Origin of the sequence: Xanthomonas sp. WHRI 7065, assembly GCF_040203115.2 — a bacterium.
GTDB lineage: Bacteria > Pseudomonadota > Gammaproteobacteria > Xanthomonadales > Xanthomonadaceae > Xanthomonas > Xanthomonas arboricola.
Genome location: NZ_CP168194.1, coordinates 2,142,219 through 2,163,368, shown reverse-complemented (window position 1 = coordinate 2,163,368; position 21,150 = coordinate 2,142,219). Strand labels below are relative to the sequence as shown.

The following is a 21,150-nucleotide window of genomic DNA, read 5'->3' as shown; positions in this document are numbered from 1 at the left end:
GTGACGACTCCAGACAAGACGAAGACGGGGCGTGGCCCGTGAATGAGAAAGCCGGACACTGCGGCATGGCCGCGCCGCGTTGCGGCGGCGCCCGGCAAGGGCGGCGCAGCGCTATGCTGCGCGCACCTTCCAGTGGAGCCGGCAGATGATCAAGGTCAGCGTGATGTACCCGTACCGCGAAGGCGCCCGCTTCGACCATGCCTACTACCGCGACTCGCACATGCCGCTGGTGAGCGCGCGGATGGGCGCGGCCTGCCTGCGCTATACGGTGGACAAGGGCATCAGCGGCGGCGAGCCGGGCAGCCCCCCGGCCTTCATCGGCATGTGCCATATCTTCTGCGAGTCGGTGGAGGCCTTCGGCGCCAGCTTCGGGCCGCACGCCGAGGAGATCCTGGCCGATATCGCCAACTACACCGATCTTGCGCCGGTGATGCAGATCAGCGAGGTGGTGGTCGGTTAAACGTTGCGTTGCACGCTGCACGGCATGGATGCCGTGGGCGGGTGATCGATCGACGACGACATCCGCGCGATGGCTCATGCGAGCAACCGCGCCGCCGGGCTGGCAATCGGAGACACCCAGTGCTGGCTATCCAGGCCAACGCCTGCGAAGGCGGCCTTGACCGATGCGGCGGCAGCGTCGGCGGCCGCGCGCGATGCGAACCAGGCGAACACACTGGGGCCGGCGCCGGAGATGCTGGCACCCAAGGCATTGTGATCCAGCGCGGCCTGCTTGGCAGCGGCAAAGCCGGCGATCAAGGGCGCGCGGCGTGGTTCGACCAGCACATCGCGCAGGCCCGCCCGCACCAGCCCTGCATCGCCGGCATGGCAGCCGGCCAGTACCAAGGCCAGGTTGGTACTCTGCGCGACGAACTCGCGCAGCTGATAGTCGCCGGCCAGGGCTTCGCGCGCGCGGCGCGTTTCCAGCACCGCATCCGGATGCACCAGCAGGCTGTGCCACGCAGCCGGCACGTTGATCGGTACCAGACGCTCCAGCGTGCACAGCACCAGGCCGCCCAAAAACAACGGGCCAAGATTGTCGCCGTGGCGGCTACCGCTGGCCACCGCCTCGCCATCGAGTGCGTGCTGATACAGCTGCTCGTTACTCAGCGGGGCATCCAGCAGCGCGTTGGCGGCAACCAACGCCGCCACGCATGACGCTGCAGATCCGCCCATGCCCGAACTCAAGGCGATGCCTTTGTCGATCTCGATTTCAAAGCCGAACGGCAACGCCAGCGCCGCGCGTAACGACATCAAGGCCGCGCCCGCCGTGTTGCGTTCGGCATCCAGCGGCAAGGCCACGGTGGTGCCGCGGATGGCGGCGATACGCACCAGTGGCGCATCGATGCGCCGCACCGTGACGTTGTCGCCGACGCCGTCGATGGGATAACCGAGCAGATCGAATCCTACTGCCACATTCGCCACCGAGGCCGGTGCGAAGGCGCGCGCCTGGCCAAGCTCGCGCGCAGCAATCGCCACCTGTTGCATCTCCGCGGACTGGTCTGCAACCGCCTGATTCACAAGCGTGCCCCCTCGCCCGCCGCCACCCGCAGCAGATCGGCAAACACGCCGGCTGCGGTGACTTCCGGGCCAGCGCCCGGGCCTTGCACCACCAACGGGTTTTCGCAGTAGCGACGCGTGGTGAATTGCACCACGTTGTCGGTCAGGCGCAAGTTGGCGAACGCGTGATCGGCCGGCAGTTCGACCAGACCCACGCTGGGAGCACGATCCGGTGGCAGCTGCGCGACATAGCGCAGCACATTGCCGCGTGCACGTGCGTCGGCCAGGCGCTGCGCAAACGTCGCATCCACCTCATGCAGGCGCGCCATGAAATCGTCCACGCTGGCCTGACGCAGTGCTTCAGGCACCAGGCTCTCGACCTGCACATCTTCCAGGCTGATCTCGCGCCCGGCTTCGCGCGCCAGGATCACCAGCTTGCGCGCCACATCCACACCCGACAGATCGTCGCGCGGATCCGGCTCGGTATAGCCCATGCCGCGCGCCTGCGTCACCAGTTCGGCGAACGGCACGCTGCCGTCGTATTTGTTGAACAACCACGCCAGGGTGCCGGAGAAGATGCCTTCGATCGAGGTCACCGCATCGCCGGTATCGACCAGATCGCGCAACGTGGTGATCACCGGCAAGCCGGCGCCCACGGTGGCTTCGTAACGGAAGCGTGCGCCGCTGGCATCGGCCGCCGCACGGATCGCCTGATAGCGCTGCAACGGGCCGGAGCCGGCCTGTTTGTTCGGCGTCACCACATGGATGCCGGCAGCCAACCATTCCGCATAGCGATCGGCCACTTCTGCGCTACCGCTGCAATCGATGATCACCGTATGCGGCAGATGCGCGGACAACAGGTGCGTGGTGAAACGCTCCAGATCGGTCGCGGTGGCTGCAGAGGCGAAGGCATCGCGCCAGTTGCCGACCAGGCCGCGCTCGTCCAGCAGCATGCGGCCGCGCGAGACTACTGCGCGCAGGCGCAGATCCAGGTTGGCCTTGCCCAGCAACTGCGGCTGCGCAATGCACAACTGGTCCAGCAACGCCGCACCCACATTACCCGGGCCAATCACGCCCACCGAGAACGTCTGCGGCGAGAGCCAAAAGCCGGCATGCGCCGCACGCAAGGCCTTGGTCGCATGCGCCGCGTCGATGGCCACCGAGATGTTGCGCTCCGACGAGCCCTGCGCGATCGCCAGGATATTGACCTGCGCACGCCCCAGGGACTCGAACAGCCGCGCCGCCACGCCCGGCTGCCCGGCCATGCCATCGCCCACTGCGGCGAGCACACTGATGCCGGTGGTCAGCTGCACACGCTGCACCTGACCGACCGTGAGTTCATGCGCAAAGGCCTGCAGCAAGGCATTGCGTGCGCGCTCGGATTCATGCTGCTTGACTACGCAACAGATCGAATGCTCGGACGAGCCCTGCGAGATCATCACCACCGACACCTGCGCCGTGCGCAGCGCTGCGAACACCCGCTCGGCGGTACCCGGCACGCCGATCAGACCGGTGCCTTCCAGGTTTAGCACGGCCAGATCCGGGCTCAGCGTCAGCCCCTTGATCGGCCCGCTCACCGCGCTGCTGGCGGTGATGCGCGTACCCGGATGTTCGGGCTGGAAGGTATTGCGGATGATGATCGGCAAGCCGCGCTCGATCGCCGGCGACATGGTCTGCGGGTGCACCACCTTGGCGCCGAAGTAGGCCAGTTCGCAGGCCTCGTCGTAGCTCAACGTTTCCAGTTGCACCGCTTCGGGCACCACGCGCGGATCGGCCGACAGTACGCCGTCCACGTCGGTCCAGATATGCAGCTCATCGGCATCGAACAAGGCCGCGAAGATCGCGCCGGAATAATCGCTGCCATTGCGGCCCAACGTGGTGATGCGATCGGCGCGGTCACGCGCCACAAACCCGGTGACCACCACGCGCGTCTGCGGATGCGCCTGGCGCCAGGTCGCAAGGCGCTGCGCGCTGGTGTCCCAGTCCACATCCACGCCGAGTTCGCCGCGGTTGACCACCAGCACATCGCGCGCATCCAGCACCGCACAATCCTCGCCAAGCGCGCGGAAATGGTCGCCCAGCAACTGCGCCGAATACACCTCGCCCAGGCCTTGCACGCGGTCGAGCACCTCGCGCGGCAGCTCGCCGATCACCGCCAATGCGCCCAGGATCTGCGACAGATGCTCGAAGCGCTCGTCCAGCCACTCCACCGTCGGCCCGGAATGCTCGCCCAGCAGGGCCACCGCCGCACCGCGATGGCGCGCCCGCGTCTCATGCCAGCGCTCGCGCCATTCGGGGCGGTTCTGCGCGGCCAGTTCGGCCAGCGCGATCAACGCATCGGTCACCCCCTTCATCGCCGACACCACGGTGACCTGCACCGACTCGTCGCGTGCCAGCAACAGCTGCGCCACATGCCGGTAGCGCTCGGCATCGGCCACCGAGGTGCCGCCAAATTTGTGCACAATGGTGCGCGCAGAGGACGCAAGAACAGCAGCGGGTTCGAAGGAAACAGCAGGCGATGACATCGAAAGACCTCGTTAGGGAGGCCCCGTCCGCATCAGATGAGGGAGGAAAGCCCCCGCATCCTGATCCGGGTGCGGGGCCGTTGTTTTCGGAAGTTACGCGAAGACGACGGGCCGCACCGGGCGAATGGTGACGGTGGTAATGGTGGTGCTAATGCCGGCCACGCCCGCACCCGGCCGCAGGTGCGGCTGGCAGGTAAGCGAGGAGATGGCGGAGGCGTTAGGCATGCGTGCAAAAGACATCACAGGGCCGAGGCCTGTCAAGCATTGCGTGAATGGGTAGGCGCACGCGCTCGGGGCGCGAAACAGAAAACCTTGCTGCTCAGGGATTTAAGCATCGCGCGCGCAATCAATTGATTGCTATGGAAACTTTTGAAACGACTTTGGAGAGCCGCCCTGCGCAGGCTTCGAACCTCGATTGGTAGTGTCATGCGCTCAGATCACGCGATACAACTGACTAGATCGCCTGCGGGCGAGGCGTCGCTTCGCTGCCGGCATCAGTTCGCATCAAGCAACAGGCCACTTCGCACCAAGCAACAGATCGTCGCTAGTGCAGCGCCGGTGAGTACGAGCCTCCAGGATCAGCAGCGGAGATCAGCCGAGTACCTGGGGATTGAGTTGCCAGACCGAAAAGTTGAGCGCCGCTGCGAAGCTCACCCACGCCAGATACGGCACCAACAGCCACGCCGCCAGCGCCTGCCGCTTCGCGAACACGGCAATCATTCCTACCAGCACCAGCCACAGCGCCACGATGTCCGCGAATGCCCACGCCCCCAACTGCCACGCGAAGAACAGCCAGCTCCACAAACCATTGAGCATCAGCTGCAGCACGAACAGGCCCAGCGCCGGACGCGTCCCCGCCCAGCTGCCGCGCCGCCACATCAACCAGACCGACACCGCCATCATTCCGTACAACACTGTCCACACCGGTCCGAACAACCAGCCCGGCGGCGCCCACGCCGGCCGCTGCAGAAGCGCATAAAGGCTGGCCGCCTGGATCGATGCCATTGCGCCCAGCCCAGCGACGGCATAGCAAAGCACCATCCAACCCAGAAGGCCGAACCATTGCGATTTTTTTGAACGTCCTTGGGTCATGACTGCTTTGGCCTGTGATCCGCGCTCGTCAGCGTGGCAGAGCTTCTGTGCAAGCCGTGACTACGCGCATAAGCGAGTCCGCGCTCAGCTAACGCCGTACGGATTCGTGCCGTCATGTCCAATCTCCTCGGGATAGGTAATTGGACTCCAAAGCAATGCGCCACTCAAAATCGGGGGGATGTCGCGAGCGCGATGGCATCGTATTGGATTTCGTTGAGCCGGGACGGCCGATGCAAACCGGTTTCATCGAACGCCTCAACGGCAGCTAAAGGCGCGGCGCGCTGGACATGCATCTCTTCCGCACGCTGAGCGAGGTCCGTGAGCAGACCGAGCAGTGGCTGGCCGACTACAACCAACAGATACCGCACGACAGCGTGGGCGGGCTAACTCCCGCCGAGTTTGGCGATTAACATCAACCACAGACCTCTAATTTTCGCTGGAATTGAATTACGGGGATTCGACAATCGCACTCCAACGCCGGCGGCCAGTGAAGGGCGCAATCCACCATAGCGACCAGGGCACGCAATACACCAGCGGTGCGTATCAGCGGCAATTGCAGGAAGCTGGGTTAGTCGCGAGCATGAGTTACAAGGGCATGCCTTACGACAATGCATTGATGGAAAGCTCCTTCAACTCGCTCAAGCAGGAACTGACGCACCACGAGCGCTTCGCCAGTCTCGACGAAGCGCGCGGGAAGGTGTTCGAGTACATCGAAGTGTTCTACAACCGGCAGCGGTTGCACAGTGCGCTGGGCTACCGCTCGCCGGCCGAGTTCGAAAAGATGGTTATTGCCCCCTAATTAATCTGTCCGAGAAATCGGGGGTAGCTCAACCTGACCCCGTTATTCGTGGACCCCGTCATTTGTGATTTTATACGACTCAAAGCCGGAGCCAAGTCAACCGTTCCTTCGAACAACTGACCTGTTTTTCTCAACGACTTTAGTACCATTAATAAAGCGGGTCGGATCTTGCAAGGCATTCTCGGCGCGCTTTTTACTGCCCCCCGATAATCCATCGCTGCTTTTGATAATACCGATCGCACCGGCTTTGATACCCGTTACACCAAGCGACGACAGCAATGTATCCACAAGCATCGAGCTAGTCGCATGGCTCGCAGGCTGCATTGCTTGCTGATCGCGATCGGTCAAAGCACCAATTGCGTTGGTGCCGATGAACGGTTTCAACAGATTGACCAGATACTGCTCTTTCTTTTCCGAAAAATACCCCGCTATCGGCGTCGCCGCCCACAGTGTACTGCCCAAAATCTTCACCGGGCCACCTACCGCAGCCATCAAGACCAGCGCGGCAGTCTCTGCATTGTCTTCGCCCAGCCAGTTATTGAACTGCTTTACCTTCTTCCAAAGCGTGTTGACGCTGGCGCCGTTGTTGCCAACCAGGCAGTGCTTTCGCTATTTCCTTCTCCTGATAAATTCCATCATTGCTCGGGCATCATGTTCAACCAAATCTTCTAATAGATCATGTGCTGCCCAATGTATGATTTCGTCCGTACCATCATCGCCCTTACAAATAATCATATCACTAGAAAGAAATGAATCGGTTACTACGCAATTATCTTCACTTACGGCCAAAAATCCTTGATACCCTTCATGCGGAATAATCCAATAGTATTTCTTTCCATTAACCCAATAAATTCCAAGAACTTCTATTGAATTGTCGCTATCATTAAACTTTATATGCATGCGACTATTTATCTCCCGAAGGATTTAAATCATACTGAGGCGTAAGAACTTTCATGTCATATGCCTTTCCAGTGCGCTCATTGTATTGATAATGAATAGTTATATTATTTCCATTTGGAAGCCGATGCGTTACTTGCATTTTTTGCCAGCCGTCCTCACGGGGGAAATTTGGATCATTATTAAGCTTTAAGGGTTCACCCTTCGACGGATCATCTTTTACTCTATTCCAGAGCACTTGTTCATTCAGATCCCGCGGAACTTTAGATTGCTCAAGCCTGGCTGTCGAGTGGCTTTCATAATTTACTGTTCCCGCTGGAAATTCATTAGAGGCATTTGCTTCACCATAGTAATCTCTATTAGATTTCGAACGTTCCACTACAGATGAAGGATGGTAGCTGTCACCAGCTACTGCTGGTTTTCCTCCAGAGAAGGTAAATGCATTATCTGCACCTTCAACTTTCGCCAAAAATCCGTCGCTACTTTTGATAATGCCGATCGCACCAGCTTTGGTGCCCACCACACCAAGTGACGACAGCAATGTATCTACAAGCATCGAGCTAGTCGCATGACTCGCAGGCTGCACCGCTTGCTGATCGCGATCGGTCAAAGCACCAAATGCGTTGGTGCCGATGAACGGTGTCAACGGATTGACCAGATACTCCTCTTTCTTTTCCGAAAAATACCCCGCTATCGGCGTTGCCGCCCACAGTGTACTGCCCAACGTCTTCACCGGGCCACCTGCCGCCGCCATCAAGACCAGCGCAGCAGTCTCTGCATTGTCTTCGCCCAGCCAGTTCTTGAACTGCTCTACCTTCTTCCCACCTGCGATGGCGAGATTGGAGACAACCGTTGCCCCCTTCAGTCTTAAATTTTCATCTTGCGATTGCTGCGAGCCCGCGATTCCCTGTGAATTGTCAGCTCCCTCACTGCTAGAAGAAGCTGTGCCACCTGCATGAGTACTTCCCACAGCCCCAACGGTGACGGTCCCAATCGGAGTTTTTTCAATAGCACCAACGCTGACCTCACCCGTCGGAATGTGATTAATGACATCTCTGCGCTGCTGTTCGTCCAGCTCATTGAAACCCTTGCCATAGCGCTGGAAGGCAACGCTCTCAGGTTGCGCGAGCTCTCGCAGCGTTGACGCTGCATCCGGAGATTTGAGCAACAGCACCAGCTTGTCCGGATCGCAGCCGAGCTTCACGCAGTTATCGAGAAGTGCATTGACACCGGCAACGTCGTTGGGATCGGTGATCCCGACATTCTTCAATGCCTCAGCAGCCATCGCCTGCCGTTGCGCACGCCCTTCGCGATAGTCGTAGTAGCCATAGGTCTGGACCGCATTGCCCGACGCTGCGCCAGCCTGTACATCGCCACCCAGGAGACCGCCCGCAGCGCCAAGCAGGGCTCCAAGGCCCCCCATAAGCGTGGCCTCGGCACCACTTCCCGGCTGTATGCCACCCTTTTGCAATGCGTCAGCGAACTTCGGCAACAACGTTTCGTTCATCAACACGCCACCGGCTGCGCTCAGGACATTGCCGCCCGAGACAGCAGCAGCCAGTGCGCCCGCAGTCACTTGGGTGATCTGCTTTGCGGCTCCCGCGTCGTTCCATTTTGCGAGTTGTTCATTGGCTGTTAGCAGGCGTGCCTTCGCCGTTGCCGTCGCTTCCGGATCGCCCTTGGCCGCTTCCAGATCGGCCATGGCCTGCTCTGCGTCTGCAGCCGCTTGCTCCCTCTTGTAGGAAATAAGTTCCTTGGCCGACCTAAACGCGACCTCGCCAGCGACTTGCGCCAGTTCCTGCTGCTCCGCAACCTTCTTCTCATCGAAGATCTGCTTCAGCCCGCTCTGCTGCAGTTCCGTAGCGCTGCGATCCAGACCAGCCAAAGCAGTCGAGTCCCCGTTGCGCACCTCGACACTGCCCGCCGCGATGTCGCTCTTGGTCGTGCTGCCGCTGCTTCCGGTCTGATTACCTGCCAGACTCAAGGCCGCACCGGCCGCCACGGATTTCCAATCGCCTGTGCCGACCCCAAATCCGCCAGCCTTGTACTCGGCCTTGTTATGCAAGTCCTCCACCGTCAGGCTGCCGGTGGACAGGTGGTTCAGGGTTGCATCGGCCGTGCTGGCAATGGCGCCGCCGATCAGGTGCGTATTGCCGCCCACCGTGATGTCGAAGCCGCCATTGCCGGCTTGGATGCCGCTCTGCTCCTTGACGCTGGTGTAGCTGCTGTTGACCTTCTGCTGGCTGTAGTTGGCGCTGCTGCCGCTGACGCCATAGACCAGCTTGACGCCCGCCTGTTGCTGCTTGCTCTTGTAGTCTTCGGTGTCCTGTTCGCTCTGGAGCAGCAAGTCGCCGCCGATCTTGGCCAGCACGGTGTCGCCGATCGCCTGTGCGCCCTTGATCGTGGTGTCGTTGCCGCTGACCAGGGTCAGCGTGTCCTTGGCCGTTACCACGCTTTCGGTGTGCAGCTCGCTGTTGCCCTTGGCACTGCCCTTGCCAGCGTAGGCACTCACGTAGAAACCGGTGGTGGTGCCGACGCTCACACCGATCTCGCCGCCGCCGTTCTTGTTCTCCGACTTGCTGGTATTGGTTTCCTTGTTGCTGAGCAGGTTGAGATTGTTGGCCGCCGCCAACGTCACGTTCTGGCCGTTGATCTCACTACCCATCACGTTTAGGTCGCCGCCCGTGGCGGCGATGGTCACGTTGCCGTCGCTGAGGATGCGGCTGCCGCCAGTCGTTTCGTCGTGCGTGGTCGTCTTGCTCGACGCGCTGCTGGCACCAAGGGCGATCTTCAAGCTGACGGCGTCCTGGCCGCCGCTGGTCGGCGGTGCCTGGTAAGCACTTACCGCATCGCTGACGGCGTATGCCGTCTTGGCCGCATAGAGCGCCTTGAGGCGGTCGTCCTCTACTTCCGACCCGCGCTTGGTCGCCATATACGCCGCTTGGGCTGCCTCGACCGCTGCACCGGTCAGCCCCAACGTCAGACCCGCACTCTGCTGCTTGGAGGTCTGCACCGTATCCACGGTGTTTTCCGCTGCAGCGATCGTGACTTCCTTGCCGACGATGGTGGTACTCGTCGCGCTCAGCACATCGCTGCCAGTGATGGCTACCTTGTTCCCGGCAGTCATCGTCACCGAGCCGTCGGTGCTGCCGACCAGACTGCCGCTGTTGGTGACTTCTGTGACATCCAGGCCGTCGGTCTTCTTGGTGACGCCCAAAGCGACGCTGAATCCGCCGCCGCCGTAGAGACCGGACTTCTTGACTGTCTTTTCGTGTTCCTCGCTGTGCGTATTCTGCACCGTATCCAGCGTCAGGTTGTTGCCTGCTGCCAGCACCACATCGCCCGTGCTGGCGACCTGCGCGCCTTGCGACAGCAAATCGTTACCCGCCGCAATTTGCACCGTGTCGCCACTGAGCGTGGTGGTGACCGCCACGTTGTCGTGCCACTCGTCGTGCGTGGTCGTGGTCTTGCTGGAGAACGTGCCCTTCTTCTTCTTGGTCATGTCCTGCACGGCGTCGTGCTGCTCGCTGGCGGCGAGCAGGTTGACGTCGTTGCCGGCAGCCAGGGTGATGCCGCCTTCCTTGGTAGCGGCAGATGCGGCGGTGAGGGTGATGTCATTGCCGGCCTGCATCGCCAGGTTGCCGCCAGCGTTGAACTCGGTGCCGTGGACGGTCTCGTCGCTGGTCGCGGTGGTCTGCTTGAAGCGCTTGCGCGTTTCCAGCGTGTTGCTGGTGTCCACCGTGGTCAGCGTGCTGGCATTGATGTCGTTGCCGGCGCTGATGCCCAGACCCTTTCCGGCGTCCAGCTTGGCGGCGACCAGATTGACGTCGTTCCCGGCGCTGAGGATTAGGTTGCCGCCCGCAGTGAGCGCCTGCTGGTCAATGCTCTGGGTGGTTGTGGCGGTGGTGACGCGGGTCTTGCCGTTGCGTGTCTTGTAGCTATTGGTCTCGCTCTCGTTGAGGACGGATTCGACGTTGAGGTTGTTGCCTGCTGCGGCAATCAGATCGCCGCCGGCCTTGACGTCGGCCTGGCGGATGGTCAGATCGTTGCCGGCGGTCAATTGCAGGCTGTCGCCGGTGCTGATGTTGGTGCGCGTGGCGACCTTGCCGTCGAGACCAGTGGTCGGGGTCAGTGAAAGGTTGTTGCCTGCCTGCAGTGCGGCACTGCCGCCGGCTTTGATGGTCACGCCATGCAGTTGCAGGTCGTTGCCTGCAGACATCACCAGATCCTTGCCGGTGGTCACCGACACCGCATCGCCACCGCGCAGCAGGCCGTTGTCGTCGCGCAAGGCGCTGGGCGTGAGGCTGAGGTTGTTGCCTGCGATCAACGCCGCACTGCCATCGGCCTGCACGCGGGTACCGGTCAATGTCATGTCATTGCCGGCGAATAGTTGCAGGGTGTTGCTGGCGCTGATGCCGGACAGAATGCCGACGCCGTTGATGGCCTTGGATGCTTCGCTGACCAGATTGTTGCCGGCCACCAGTGCCACGTCGCGACCCTGGATCTGGCCCTGATTGAGCAGGTCGTTGCGCGCTTCCAGGTCAACGCTGCCAGTGCCGCTGATGCGGCCCTGGTTGAGCAGGTTGCCTGCGGTGATGCTGACGTCGGCGCCGGCAATGACGCCCTGGTTGCTCATGGAATTGGTGGCGTTGAGCTCGACGTTGCTGCCTGCAATCAATGCGCCGTTGCCGCGCAACTGCAGCGAGTTGGAGGCCAGATACACAACCGGCACCAGCACCTTCTGGCCCTGGTAGTCCTGTTCGACCATCCACACGATGTCTTGCGTCAGCGCGGCCGCTTGTGCGGCGGTCAAGCCAACGCCCATGCTCAGCTGCAGCTGGCCTGCGGCGGCCACGCCCGATTCCAGCAAGGCGTGGTACTGCGCCACGCCATCGGCGTAGTTGCCCAGATAGCGGCGGCCGGTGAGCTGGGTGATCTGGTCCAGCACCAGGCGCTGCTCGTAGAAGCCATCGCCCAGGCGGGTCTGGGTCCACTCTGGATCAACACCCAGCTTGTCCAGCAGGAAGTCACTGCTGATGAAGTTGTCGTAGTTGACGAAGCGCGGGTCGGTCTCGATCAGGTAACGACGGCCCGGGCCATTGCTGCGCCAGGCATTGATGCCGCCCAGCCCGTTGGCGGCACGGCCCATTGCGGTGAGATCGGTACCGGTGCCGCCGGATAGGCGATACAGCCCGCCAATGGGCAGATCGATCTGCGTCAGCGATGTTTGCCCGCTACCAACAATGTTGGTCACCGGAATGGTGGCCGGATCGACTCGGGTACGGCTGTCGGTCGCGACGGCAGTGACGCCGGTACCGGCCGCGGTGGCCTGCACGTTTGCCTGATCGACGCTGCTGCGTACAAGCCCGCTGTCGTTGGACGCGACAGGTGCAACCGACATCTTGACGATGCCACCCGATGTGGCCAGCGTTGCGTCTTGCGTGTTGGCACCCACCTGAGTGCCTGCACTGCCGGTCGTACCGGTGGCAACACGAATACTGCTCGCGCCGCCATTGGCGCGACCAATCACTGCCTGGCCGCCCACTCCACCGGCGCTTTGCGTGGCGCGACCGGTCAAGCCCCCTTGTGCGCCGACACCATTCAGCGAAGCGCCGCTGATGCCACGACCGTCACTGCCGACGGCACCATTGCTGATGTTGGCGCCGTTTATGCTGACGCCTTGGCCACCGGTCATGCTGGCGCCCAGGGCGATATAGCTCGTGTTGATCGTAGAAGAAGAAATGGTTTTTGACTCAGCATCATATGTACAGATAGGACGCCGATTCCCTTGGTTCAGCGCACAGTCGTCAATGACTGCTGTTACTGAATACTCGTAGTCTCTCTGTACGACTTGCCTATTCAAGGCAAGCGATTCGTTGAAGATCGACTCTCCTCCAACGAAAAGCCCATCACTCAATCCACCCACGCCACGTTGGTTTATTTGCAGCGCACCTGCCGCCGCAATCGACGAAGTGTTATTGGTGATGCTTCCGGAAATCGCTATATTTCCTCCAGCCGCGATTCGTCCCTCCGTACTTGCAGCGATGAGACGCTCTTGCTGTTCGACCGAATAGGAACGATAAACACCAGGATTTTTTCCTGTGTAAGGAAAACGAATGAAGTATGATTGCCTTGGATAGACAATTCCACGTGACTCAATAAGCTCCTCGGGCATCGTTGCATTTGCAGCTGCCTTTTCTTGCTCGGTCAATGCACCCAATGCAGTGGTCAAAACCCGCCGCCGATTATTCAGCTGATTGGCCGCAATCAAGATGCTCCCATCAGCCTCGATGCTGCCCGACAGGTTATTGACCACACCCGTACGCGATACCAAGGTGCCACCGCCATCCTGCGCGCCGCCGATGGCGATATTGCCCAGGCTGAAGATGCGCGCGTCGCGGTTGAGCAGTTGATCGCGCACGATCAGGTTCATGTTGCCGGTGGAACCGAGCAAGGCCGAGCCATACGCTGCGTTGTCGGTCGCGCCGCCGAAGTCGGCGCCGTTCACCAATGTGCCGGTGTTCACCGAGACGTTGCCGCCGACGATGCTGCCGGTGTTGTTGATGCTGTTCGCCACCAGCGACAGTGCGCCATTGCCGGAGATACTGCCGGCGTTGTCGATGATGTTGCCGCCGTTGAGGCGGGTGTCGTTGGACAGGATGTTGGCGCCCGCACGGTTGGTGATGCTGCCGGCCGTAATGTCCAGGCTGCGCGCAGCCTTGAGCGTGGATTCGTTGACCAGGCTCCCACCGACGCGCAGGTTGAAATTGCCGTTACTGGTAAGGTCTGCACCGGCGCGGTGGGTGTAGTCGCTACGCAAGGTCAGGTCCAGCAGGTTCTGCGCCAGGATGCTGCCGCCACCGTCGAAGCCGACGGTATCGATCACCACATCGCCGGCGCCGCCGGTCATGCTGCCGGCGCCAATCTTGCCACCCGCGTTGTTCAAGTTCTGCAGGTTCAAGCGGACTGCCTGCTCGGCCTTGATGGTGCCGTTCTGATTGTCTAGCGTGGCGCCTGCGCGCTGCAGCAGGAAGCTTGCGCCGGCATAGACGTTGCCGCCCTGGTTGTTCAAGCCATTGGTGTTGGCGATCAGGTCGCCGCCGGCGACCAGCTGGCCGCTGTTGTTGGTGATGCTGGCGGCATCGATCACCACGCTGCCGCGTCCACCGAGATTGCCGCCGCTGTTGGTCAATGCACCAGCGGTGGTGATGCGTGTCAGTCCACCGCCGTTGTTGACGATACTGCCTTGACTATTGTCGATACTTCTGCCGGAGGCGGTCAGCGTATTGCCGGCATCAAGCTGGCCGCCGCTGTTGAGCAACGCGCCGGCGACGGCAACGTTGAGATCACGCCCCGCACTGAGCTTGCCGCCTTGGTGATTGTCCAGCTGGCCGCGTGCAGTGACGCTGAGGTCGCGCGCCGCTTGCAGACTGCCGCCGCTGCTGCTGATGTTTTCCGCAGTAACCACTGCGTCGGTGCCGGCACCGATCGTGCCGTTGCCGTTGTCCAGGCCGCGATTGAGTTCGACGCGCAGGCTTCCACCCGCACCAGCGTTCGCGACCGCCTGCACAATGCCGCCGGCATTGCTGAGGCTGTCGGCACGCAAGGTCAGCGCACCACCGCTGGCTTGCAGCAAGCCGTTGCGGTTGTCGGCCGCGCCGGTACTTTGCACCTTCAATTCACGTGCTGAGACGGAACCACCGATGTTATTGAGGCCAGCAACAGTGAGTGCTGCATCGCCCGCTGCGGCAATCGCGCCGCCCTGGTTGTTCAACGCGCCACTGGCATCCAGGCTCAGTTGGCCTTGCGTGAGGATGCGCCCACTGCTGTTGCCCAGCGCACTACGGCTGGTGACCGACAGGACGCCGGTGCCGGCGTGTTCGATGCGCCCTTGTGCATTTTCCAGGCTGGCTGCAGTGATGTTCAGATCCTGCGCATTGCTGGCCAGCGTGCCACCGGTGTTGTCGATCGCGCCGCCAATGCTGACGCGGGTCAGTCCGTTGCCGCTTTGCACCAACCGCCCGCCGGCATTGCTCAGGCTGGCGCCGTCGATACTCAGCTGGTTGGCATGCATCTGGCCGGCGACGGCGTTGAGACGCCCGTTGTCGATGGTGCCGCCGGCCTGCACGGTGAGCGTGCCACCGGCAAGCAAATCACCGCCACGATGATCGAGGTTGCCGCCGGTGGTCAGTGCGACATTGCCGGTTGCGCGTGTGCTGGCACCCGCCAGCTGCAGCTGGCTGCCCTGCGCCGTGAGGTTGCCGCCAGCCAACAGCTTGCCGGAGGCGCTGAGTTGGCGATCGGCGATCAGGCTCAGCGTGCGTCCGCTGCCGAGGCTGCCATCTGCGTTGATACCAGCGCCGACGGTGCCGGCGATGCTGATCTCACCCGCACGTAGGCTCAAGTTGCCCGAAGCGGTGGTCTGCCCGGCGTTCTCGATGCGGGCGCCCTGCAGACCTACCGTCGTACCGCTGACGGTGCCCTGCTGACGCAACACGGCGTCGCTGGTCAAGGTGACCTGCTGAGCGCCGAGCTGGCCGGCCACACCCAGATCGCCCTTGGAGCGTAACTCCAGCGTGCTACCAGCGCTCAAGGTGCCGCTCTGTGCCAGCGCGCCATCGGCCTGCGCCGAGAAGCTGCCTGCCGATGCGAGGTTGCCGCCGAGCTCCAGGTTGCCGCGGCTGATCAATGCGACATCCCCGCGCTCGCTGCCCAGTTGGCCGCTGCTGCTGACTTGCGCCGCTTCCACGCGCAAGCCATTGCCGCCAATCAGGTCACCGCGATTGTCCACCGCTCCAGTGGCGATAACACCCAGGCGTTGCGAGCCGTAGGCCTGGCCGGTCTGGCGCAGCGACCCGACGCCCAAGGCGAGTTGATTGCCGGCGCGCACGGCTCCAGCATTTTCGAGCAAGCCGCCGATGGTGAAGGTAGCGTCGCTCTGCGCGAGCAGCACGCCGCTGGCGGCATTGCTTGCGCTGGCTGCGGTGACGTTCAAGCTCTGACCAGCGACGACTTGCGCCGCATTGGTCAACGCGCCAGCTGCGCTCAGCACCACATTGCGATCGGCTTGCGCGACACCGGCAACCGCCAGGTCGCCGGTGCTGCGTAGATTCAAATCAGTGGCTGCATCGAGTGCGCCACGGCTATCGATCGCGGCACCATCCAGGCTGATCGCGCCACCGCTTTGCAACACGGCAGCCTGACCGGTACCGATCCGCGCGCCGCGCAGGGTTACATTGCCCGTCGCCACCGCCTGTCCGTTCATTGCCAGTGCGCGCTGCGCCTGCAGATCCAGTTGCGTTGCCGACTGCAGCGTGCCTGCGGCGGTGAGATCGCGCCCGGCCTGTAGCGCGATCGATTGCGCCTTGAGTGAGCCCGCCTGCTGCAGATCGCCAACTGCAGCGGCCTGCAGTGTGGTCGCTGCGGCGACAACGCCTTGCAGCGTCATGTCGCCTTGGCTGATCAAGCTGACGTTGGCAATTTCGCTACCGAGCTGGCCGCTGCTGCGTAAGCTGCCTGCCTCAACCTGCAGCGTGTCTTTGGCAATGAGGTTGCCGCGGTTGTCCAGCGTGCCAGTGACCTTCGCGGTCAGTGCCTTGCCTGCAATCGCAGTGCCGCCCTGATCCATGCTGGCGGCGGTGATGCGCAGATCGCCGCCGCTCTGCAGGCTGCCGCCGTTCTGCAACGCGCCAGTGGTCAGCGTGACGCTGCCATCGGCCGCCAACACGCCGGCCGCCACGTTGTTGATGTTGCCTCCCTGCACCGACAGATCACGGCCGGCAATCACCTGGCTCGCATTACTTAAGGTGTCGGTTGCGCTCAACACGACATCGCGATTGGCTTGCGCCACGCCTGCGAGCGCAAGTGCTCCCGTGCTACGCAGGCGCAGGTCCGTGCCGGCATCGAGCGTGCCACGGCTGTCGATTGCCACACCGTCCAGGCTGATCGCGCTGACGCTTTTCAGCACGGCGTCGCGGCCGGTGGCGATGCTGCTGCCGCGCAGGTTGGCGTCACTGCCCGCCTGCGCCTGACCGTTCAACGTCAGGCTACGCTGCGCCTGCAGATCCAACGCAGACGCGGACTGCAGGGTACCCCCGGAAGTGAGATCGCGGCCGGCCTGCAATGTCACGGCCTGCGCGTTGAGCGAGCCGGCCTGCAGCAGATCGGTGCCAGCGGTGGCTTGCAGCGTAGTCGCCGCAGCCACCACACCGTGCAGATCGATCGCGTTCTGGCTGGTCAACGTCAGTGCGCCGTTGACCGAGCCGAGTTGCCCGCTGCTGACGATGCTGTCGGCAGCGATGCTCAGATCCTTGCCCGATACCAGCTGGCCCGCGTTTTCGAATGCGCCTGTCGACGAGATCGATACCGCATCCCCGCTGTAGACACGGCCGCGCTGCAGCAGCGTGCCGGTGTTCAGTGCAAGGCCACGCTCGCCATGCAGGCTGCCATTGTTTTCCAACACCCCGGCGACATCAACGCGCAGGTCGCGTAGTGCACCCAGGGTTGCCGTTGCGGCGTTGTTGGCACTGGCAGCCTGCACGTGCAGATCGCGGGCTGCGACGACTTGAGCGCCATTGTTCAACGCGCCCGCAGCGGTCAGCACAACATCGCGCCCGCCCTGGACCACGCCAGCCAGTGCAAGATCACCGGCGCTACGCACATTCAAATCGGTCGCCGCATCGAGCGAACCGCGGCTATCGATGGAGCCGCCATCCAGGGTGATGGCGGTACCGCTCTGCAGCACTGCTGCAGCGCCTGTCAGAACCGTTGCGCCGGTGACGGTTGCCTCACCCGTACTCGATGCTTGTCCATTCAGGGCGAGCGTGCGCTGCGCTTGCAGATCCAACGTGGATGCCGATTGCAGAGTGCCATTTGCAGTGAGGTCGCGCCCCGCCTGCAATGCGATCGACTGTGCCTTGAGCGAACCGGCCTGCTGCAAATCGCCGCCAGCAGTCGCACGCAATGCAGTGGCCGCTGCAACCACACCCTCGAGTTGCAGCGCGTCTCGGCTGTTCAACGTGACATCGGCCCGCTCGCTACCCAACTGCCCACTGCTACGCAGCGTGGCCGCATCGACCTGCAACGCATCCTTGGCGATCAGATTGCCACGATTGGCCAGCGTGCCTGCGATGGCGGCGCGCAACGCCCTGCCTGCAGACGCGCTACCGCCCTGGTCCATATTTGCTGCGCTGACCTGCAGATCGCCACCGGCCTGCACGCGGCCAGCGTTGTTCAGCAGTGCCGTAGTGGTCAGGGCGATGTTGCCCTCGCCCCCCAACACACCGCTCGTGGCGTTGTCGAGGCTACCTGCCTGCAACGACAGATCGCGGCCTGCAAACACCTGCGCTGCGTTGCTGAGCGCGCCGGTGGCATTCAAAACAACGTCGAGCCCGCCTTGTGCCACACCCGCCAGCGCCAGATCGCCCTGGCTGCGGATGTGCAGATCGCTCCCTGCATCCAGCTTGCCGCGGCTGTCGATGGCCGCGCTGTCCAGCGCAATCGCTCCCGTGCTCTGCAACACCGCATCCTGGCTGGTTGTCAGTGTGGCAGCGCGCAGCGAAGCATCACCGCCAGCCTGGCCCTGGGCAGCAAATGTCAGAGCACGTTGTGCCTGCAGATCCAGCGTGGACGCCGATTGCAGGTTGCCAGCAGCGGTGAGATCACGCCCGGCACTCAATGCCAGCGACTGCGCTCTTAGCGACCCTGCCTGCTGCAGATCGCCAGCGGCGCTGGCCTGCAGCGTGGTCGCAGCGGCAACCACGCCTTGCAGCGCGATATCGCCCTGGCTGTCCAGACGAACACCTGCCGCTTCGCTGCCGAGTTGACCGCTGCTGCGCACGCTGCCGGCATCGATCTGTAGCGCGTTCCTGGCAATCACATTGCCAGCGTTGTCGAATGACCCGCTCACAGCTGCCGAAAGCGTGTTACCCGAGCTGGCGCTGCCGCTTTGCGTGAACCCGCCTGCGGTCAGCTGCAGATCGCTCGCCGCATACAGGCTGCCGGCGTTGTCCAATGTGCCGGCCGTGCGCACGCGCGCACCGGCATCCGACGAAAACGCACCACTCTGCGCGTTGCGCAACGAGGCTGCCTCTACATCCAGCGCGCCAGCTGCGATCACCTTCGCGCGGTTCTGCAGTGCTGCGCCCGCCTGCAATGTGGCTGAGCCAGCGCTCTGCACGGTGCCGTCCAACGCGAGCTCGGCAGCACTGGTGATGCGCAGGTCGCCAGCTGCATCGATGACACCGTTGTGCTCGACCGCCGCGCCACGCAATTGTACCGCGCCGTCGCCGCGGAGCTGACCACGCTGACGCAGCGCGCCGTTCGCCTGCAAATCTATCGTGCCTGTCGAACTCACCACGGCATCGCTGACGAGCTCACCGCCTGCGGCGATCACCAACCCACCGGCGGTGGTCTGCAGGGTGCCGGAGAGTGCGGTATCCCCGCCGCTACGAAGATCTACGCGACCGGCGTTGACGATGCCCGAGACCTGCGCGTCCGCTGCGGCGTCCAGGCCCAGAACAGTACCTGCCACGGTGTTGCCGCTGAGCGCCAGACCGCCGCGGCTGCGCAGCAGCGTCTCCCCACGCTGGCTGCCGATATCGCCACGACTGTCCAGCTGCGCTGCGTCAATGGTCAGCGCATTGCCTGCAACGAACGTGCCGCTATTGACCAGACCACCGGCAACCGCCGCCTGCGCATCGCGTGCGGCCGCCAGACTGCCTGTCGTGGTGACAGTCGCTGCCTGGAGACGCAGATCTCGGCCGGCGTAGCCGCTACCGGCATTGTTCAACGCACCTGCACTGCGCAACTCCAGATCGCCACCCGCAGACACTGCACCGCGCTGTGCGATGTCGATACTCGCCGCATTGAGCGCCACTGCATCCGCTGCAATCAGCTGACCCTGCAGTTCCAGCCGACCGCCGGCTTGCACATCAGCACCCCGCCCGGCCTGCGCCAATCCACCCAGGCGCGCGTCGCCGCTGCTGTTCACGCGCAAGGCGGTGGCCGCGTCCAGGGTGCCCAGTGCATCAATCGCGTTCGCATTCAGCCCGATCGCGCCGCCGCTCTGCAGCGTGCCGGTCAGGCCAATCTGCCCCGCGCGCAGGGTTGCAGCGGTTGCCGCATAGGCCACACCGTTGCTGCGCAACACGCCATCGGCGCCCAGATCCAGCGCACCAGTCGTATGCAGACTGCCATCGGCATTCAATTCCGAACCGAACAGACGGATGGCCCCGGCACTGCTGCGGCCGCTGTGGCTCAACGTGCCACTGGTTTGTGCATCCAGGGTACCGGCGGCGACCAGATCGCCTGCCAGGGTCATGCGCGCGCCGCGCAGACGCACATCGCCTTGCTGCGAGCCGAGCACGCCGCGCTGGTCGAGGTCACCGGCGGCACGCACACCCATTCCATCGCGCGCCACCGTGGTCCCGCTCAGGCTCACCTGGCCCGCGCTGTCGATCTGCAGATCGCCACTCTGCGCCGCCAGGGTGCCGCGACTTACCACGCCGACACCGGCTTCGGTCGCAATCAGGCGAATACGGTCGGCATACATGCCGCCCAGCTGCGCCACGTCGATGCCGATCGACGGTGCCGCGCCATCGGTGCCCGGCACCACGTCCAGCAGCATGCCGTCATAATTGACCCGCCCTGCACCCGCGGCAGCGACCAGTTCCCTGGTCCAGATCGAGCCCTCCACGCTGAGCTGACGCGAGAGCAGGTCCAGGCGATCCACATTGAACGCATCCAGACCGTTGCTGCCGATACTCAGCGCACCGCCGGTGATGCTGAAGCCGTTCAACGCGCCATCGCTGCCCAGGTTGGGCGTGCCGGTGGTCAAGGTCACGCGCGAGGTGTTGAGAAACCCGCAGCCATCGCAGGAAATGCCGTTGGGGTTGGCGATCACCAGCTGCGCCTTGGCACCGGCGATTTCGGTGTATCCCTGCAAGCGGCTGCTGGCCGAGGTGACCTCGTTGAGGATCAGCGAGGCGGCGCCGCTGCGTTGCAGATTGTCGTTGCCGGCGACATAGCCGCCCAGCTCGGTCTTGGAGATCTGCGCGCTGTTGTTGAGGATCAACCCGTTCGGGCCGACGTTGAAATTGCTGTAGCGGTTATGCGAGATGCCGCGCGCATTGGGCGCGACGATGTCCACCACCGGCACGCCATTGGCGGCGACCTGTTGACCGGGTGTCTGCCCGCCGGGATTTGGCGTTGGCGTCACCTGTGCCCATGCCGGAAACGATGTCCAGGTGACCGTGCAGCACAGTAGCAACGCAAGCGCGCGCTTGCTTTGTTCGGCCAGGTAAGCACGTACGCTCATCGCTTCGGTGTCCATCGTTTCTC

7 protein-coding genes and 2 pseudogenes are annotated in these 21,150 nt (G+C 63.0%); 3 read left to right on the top strand and 6 right to left on the bottom strand.

The features are described from left to right. The first annotated feature begins 145 nt into the window (after positions 1 to 145). Entirely contained in the window at positions 146 to 460 is a 315-nt protein-coding gene (locus ABQY64_RS09340; RefSeq protein ID WP_065032272.1) for an EthD family reductase, read from the top strand. A gap of 74 nt (positions 461 to 534) precedes the next feature. Here the strand turns inward: ABQY64_RS09340 and ABQY64_RS09335 are convergent, their stop codons facing one another. The 3 genes from ABQY64_RS09335 to ABQY64_RS09325 form a co-directional block, all read right to left on the bottom strand. Next, positions 535 to 1,485 carry a homoserine kinase gene (locus ABQY64_RS09335; RefSeq protein ID WP_104559714.1) on the bottom strand — a complete coding sequence of 317 codons (951 nt, stop codon included), beginning with the start codon at positions 1,483 to 1,485 and terminating at the stop codon, positions 535 to 537. A 29-nt stretch (positions 1,486 to 1,514) separates the two neighbouring features. After that, a complete protein-coding gene (thrA, locus tag ABQY64_RS09330; RefSeq protein WP_349780675.1) occupies positions 1,515 to 4,022 on the bottom strand; it encodes a bifunctional aspartate kinase/homoserine dehydrogenase I in 2,508 nt (835 codons plus the stop codon). Positions 4,023 to 4,613: 591 nt separating this feature from the next. Beyond that, positions 4,614 to 5,114, bottom strand: a complete 501-nt coding sequence (locus tag ABQY64_RS09325) for a TspO/MBR family protein (protein ID WP_104559270.1) — start codon at positions 5,112 to 5,114, stop codon at positions 4,614 to 4,616. A gap of 185 nt (positions 5,115 to 5,299) precedes the next feature. On the opposite strand from ABQY64_RS09325, the pseudogene ABQY64_RS09320 reads away from it, so the two are divergent. After that, positions 5,300 to 5,524: pseudogene (locus tag ABQY64_RS09320) on the top strand (transposase); the annotation flags it as partial. Positions 5,525 to 5,580: 56 nt separating this feature from the next. Continuing rightward, a pseudogene (locus ABQY64_RS09315) lies at positions 5,581 to 5,913 on the top strand (transposase); the annotation flags it as partial. A gap of 96 nt (positions 5,914 to 6,009) precedes the next feature. Here the strand turns inward: ABQY64_RS09315 and ABQY64_RS09310 are convergent. The 3 genes from ABQY64_RS09310 to ABQY64_RS09300 all read right to left on the bottom strand — a co-directional run bounded on the left by ABQY64_RS09310 (position 6,010) and on the right by ABQY64_RS09300 (position 21,142). Continuing rightward, positions 6,010 to 6,384: a hypothetical protein gene (locus ABQY64_RS09310; RefSeq protein WP_349780676.1), complete on the bottom strand. Its 375-nt coding sequence runs from the start codon at positions 6,382 to 6,384 to the stop codon at positions 6,010 to 6,012. 138 nt (positions 6,385 to 6,522) lie between these two features. Next, positions 6,523 to 6,813 carry a hypothetical protein gene (locus tag ABQY64_RS09305; RefSeq protein ID WP_104559269.1) on the bottom strand — a complete coding sequence of 97 codons (291 nt, stop codon included), beginning with the start codon at positions 6,811 to 6,813 and terminating at the stop codon, positions 6,523 to 6,525. Between the two features lie 4 nt (positions 6,814 to 6,817). Continuing rightward, positions 6,818 to 21,142, bottom strand: a complete 14,325-nt coding sequence (locus ABQY64_RS09300; protein WP_349780677.1) for a hemagglutinin repeat-containing protein — start codon at positions 21,140 to 21,142, stop codon at positions 6,818 to 6,820. Positions 21,143 to 21,150 lie beyond the last annotated feature (8 nt).

Excerpts from the sequence above, each read along its gene's own strand:
- thrA (WP_349780675.1), bottom strand. The coding sequence starts at position 4,022 with ATGTCATCGCCTGCTGTTTCCTTCGAACCCGCTGCTGTTCTTGCGTCC.
- ABQY64_RS09325 (WP_104559270.1), bottom strand. The coding sequence starts at position 5,114 with ATGACCCAAGGACGTTCAAAAAAATCGCAATGGTTCGGCCTTCTGGGT.
- ABQY64_RS09335 (WP_104559714.1), bottom strand. The coding sequence starts at position 1,485 with ATGCAACAGGTGGCGATTGCTGCGCGCGAGCTTGGCCAGGCGCGCGCC.
- ABQY64_RS09340 (WP_065032272.1), top strand. The coding sequence starts at position 146 with ATGATCAAGGTCAGCGTGATGTACCCGTACCGCGAAGGCGCCCGCTTC.
- ABQY64_RS09305 (WP_104559269.1), bottom strand. The coding sequence starts at position 6,813 with ATGCATATAAAGTTTAATGATAGCGACAATTCAATAGAAGTTCTTGGA.
- ABQY64_RS09300 (WP_349780677.1), bottom strand. The coding sequence starts at position 21,142 with ATGGACACCGAAGCGATGAGCGTACGTGCTTACCTGGCCGAACAAAGC.